Origin of the sequence: Olsenella sp. An290, assembly GCF_002159535.1 — a bacterium.
Taxonomy (GTDB): Bacteria; Actinomycetota; Coriobacteriia; order Coriobacteriales; family Atopobiaceae; genus Thermophilibacter.
The window spans coordinates 1-3,199 of the sequence record NZ_NFIU01000033.1; the positions used below are offsets into that span (position 1 = coordinate 1).

The window sequence follows — 3,199 nt, forward strand, 5'->3', positions numbered from 1 at the left end:
CCGCCCGCGCCGCCCTCGCCGACCCCGAGGCCACCCAGGCCACGGTCGACGCCGCGGCCTCCGCGCTCGACGCCGCCGTCGCCGGCCTCACGGACGAGGTCGTGGAGCCCGAGCCCGAGCCGGGCGTTGACTACGCCAGCAAGATCGAGGACCTGATCGACCGCAACTCCGGCCTTGTCGAGAGCGGCTTCACCGCCGAGGCCTGGGCCGCCTACCAGACGGCCCTTGACCGCGCGCAGGCTGTCCTCGCCGATCCCGAGGCCACCGACGCCGAGCTCAAGGCGGCCTACGAGGCGCTCAACACCGCCATCGCCGACCTTGCGGACGCCACGGTCGATCCGGGCACCGACGAGCCCGGCACGGAGAAGCCCGGCACGGACACCCCTGGCACGGAGACCCCCGGTGCCGACAAGCCCGGCACGGGCGCCCAGAAGCCGTCCGGCTCCCAGGGCGGCCAGTCCGGCTCGGTCCCGGAGACCGGCGACCCGACCGTCGTCGTGAGCGGCATCGCCGCCGTCGGCGCGGCCCTCTCCGCCGCCGGCGCCGTGCTCACCACGCGCCGCCGCTAGTCGCGGGCGCGGTCCGTATCGCGTGAGCCAGAGGGCCCCCGGACGTGACGTCCGGGGGCCCTTCTTCGTGGCCCGGCGTGCAGGCCGAGGTTCTTCTCGCGAGCGACTAGATGGGCTGGGGGCGGAAGAGGCCGCCGCGCTGCTGGATCTGCTCGTCAGGGATGTCGATGAACTGGTGGCCGCAGGCGTTCACGAGCTCGGTCCCGCAGGGGTGCTCGAGCGTCCGGCTGATCCGGCCGTACTCCATGTGGACGTGCCCGTGCACGAAGTAGCGCGGGCGGGTGCGCTCCACGAGCTCGCCCAGGCTCTCGAAGCCCTGGTGGGGGAGGTCGTCAAGGTCGCCGTAGCCCCTGAGGGGGGCGTGCGCCACGATCATGTCCACGCCGCCCGTGGCCTGCGCGAGCAGCATCATGCGCGCGGCGCGGCGGCGCATCTCCGGTTCCGTGAAGCCATGGACCTGGTCGTTGTAGCGAATCGAGCCGCCAAGGCCCATGACGCGCAGGCCGCGGAAGTCGCGCAGGTGCCCGTCGATGCTCGTGCAGCCCTCGGGAGGGTGCTGGTCGTAGGCGGTGTCATGGTTCCCCTGCACGTAGAGCAGGGGAACGTTGGCAAGCGTCACGATGTGCTCGAGGTAGACCGCGGGAAGGTCGCCGCAGGAAACGATGAGGTCGACGCCCTTCAGGCGCTCGCGGTCGAAGCGGTCGTAGAGCCAGCTCTCCTCGACGTCGGCGATGGCAAGGATCCTCATCGGCTCGTCCCCTTGAGCAGCACGCGCGAGGGGTCGACGGGAATCACGCCCGCCACCTCGACCTCAACGAGCCCGTCACGGGAGAGCTCGCTCTGCTCGGGAAGGCGCCCCACCACGTTCTCGTTGAGCCAGCGCATGCGGACGATCTGCTCGCTCGTGAGACGGCCGGAGCCGGGCTCCTGGACGACGTCGCCGCCCTGGGCCCGCAGCTCGCCGACGAAGGGGTGGACGCGGCCGGACAGGACCGACTGGCGCAGGACGTCCACGAGCATCCGCTGGCCGCGGGGAAGGGCCTCGGAGAGGCGGACGTCGAGCACGCCCGCCGACATCCCCCACCAGTAGTTGAGGGACTGGTCGGGGAGGCGGTCGCCGACCTTGCGCCAGGTGTCGTTTCTGATGGAGCGCACGAGCAGCTCGTAGTAGCGCCCCCACTTCCAGACGGGCTCGGCGAGGTGGGTCTCGGTGCCGTCGTCCTCGACGCGGTAGAGGCCCCAGGACGCGCGCGGGGCGAGGGGGTCGGCGTAGTCGGCCGAAGAGACGATCCTCACGCCCTCCTCGGCGAGCTCGCGCCGCCAGTCGTAGTCCTTTGCGGAGAACCACTTGAGGTGGACGGAGGCGTGCGGGTCCACCATGGCCGCGCCGATGGCGAAGGCGTTGATCTCGGAGACCGTGCTGAAGACGGGGGACTCGGCCACATATCCGATGAGGTGGTTCTCGGCAAGGCTCGCGGCCAGGGCGCCGAGCAGGAACTTGGCCTCGTACATCCGGCCGTAGAAGGTGCGCACGGAGCGGTGGGAGAGGCTCACGGAGCAGTTGAGGTAGGCGGGGCCGGGGTGCTCGGCCGCCGCGCGCAGGGTCTGGCGCATCTGCGTCGAGGAGCACGTGATCACAAGGTCCGCGCCGGCCTCGACCGCGTCGGCGACGGCGAGGTCGAAGGCCTCGTCGGTGCTCCGGTCCGTGTAGGCGGTCGTGGTCACGGTGGGGCCGAGCCGCCCCTCGAGCTTCTCGCGCCCCCGCTCGTGCAGGGCGATCCAGCCGGACGAGAGCGGGTTGCGGTCGTAGACAAAGGCAACGCGGAACGGGCGGGAGAGGACGGTGTCCTGGTAGATGACCTTGAGCTTGGGGAGCGGCTTGGTGTGGTCGGTGCTCGGGTCCTCGAGGTAGGCGCGCGACCCTCCACCCGAGGTGACCACGAACTCGCCCCAGATGCGGCCCACCTCCTCGTCCACCTGCCCCGGGAGGAGCTCGCGGACGTGCGGGTACCCGAAGATCGTGAGGTAGGTGAGCAGGGCGTCCCCCACGGCAAGGTCGAGCCCGTCGCCGCCGCGACGGCGGAAGGCGTCGGCGAAGGCCGCGAAGACGGAGCGCAGCGAGGACACGAGCTCCTCGGGCCAGGGGTGCTCGAGGTCCTGGTCGAGCAGGGCGGCCAGGCGCGCGTAGAAGCCCTCCTCGGACGTCATGATGCCGTAGATGGGCGCCACCGCGTAGAAGCGGGTGAACTCGTGGTAGATGCGCAGGCTCTTCTCGTCCGAGGGCATGGGCACGACGCGCGTGATGTTGGCGAGGATGGTGGGCATGCCCAGGTAGCGCATGACCGACACGCGCTTGTTGCCCTCCTGGACGTAGAAGTGCTGGAGGTACTCGTAGACGATGATCGGGTCGCGCAGGCCCTCGGTGCGCTGGGAGTCGATGAGGTCGCTCCACTTGCCCGCGAACTCGGAGCCCGGCTCCGCGAGCGGCATGAAGGTGCTCGAGAACATGTTCGCGCGGCCGCGGGTCTTGGTGCCCGCGAGGAGCGCGAGGTCGATCTCGGCGAGGCCGATGGGCACCTCGCCCTGATAGCCCTGGTTCTTGAGGATGTCGTCGAGGGCGGGCGGGTAGG

3 protein-coding genes are annotated in these 3,199 nt (G+C 70.9%); 1 reads left to right on the forward strand and 2 read right to left on the reverse strand.

Features of this window, described 5'->3' with window-relative positions:
* Window positions 1–569 (forward strand): FIVAR domain-containing protein (locus tag B5F84_RS09345; RefSeq protein WP_204205556.1); only part of this gene is annotated, 569 nt, incomplete at its 5' end.
* 106 nt (window positions 570–675) lie between these two features.
* Here B5F84_RS09345 and B5F84_RS09350 read toward each other — a convergent pair.
* Window positions 676–1,317, reverse strand: a complete 642-nt coding sequence (locus B5F84_RS09350; protein WP_087323307.1) for a metallophosphoesterase family protein — start codon at window positions 1,315–1,317, stop codon at window positions 676–678.
* Window positions 1,314–3,199, reverse strand: a 1,886-nt coding sequence (locus B5F84_RS09355) for a BMP family ABC transporter substrate-binding protein (RefSeq protein WP_087323309.1), incomplete at its 5' end; no start/stop codon positions are given. The genes B5F84_RS09355 and B5F84_RS09350, both read right to left, overlap by 4 nt.

What these genes read in the sequence shown, in the direction of transcription:
- B5F84_RS09350 (WP_087323307.1), bottom strand. Translation starts at nt 1,317, where the DNA reads ATGAGGATCCTTGCCATCGCCGACGTCGAGGAGAGCTGGCTCTACGAC.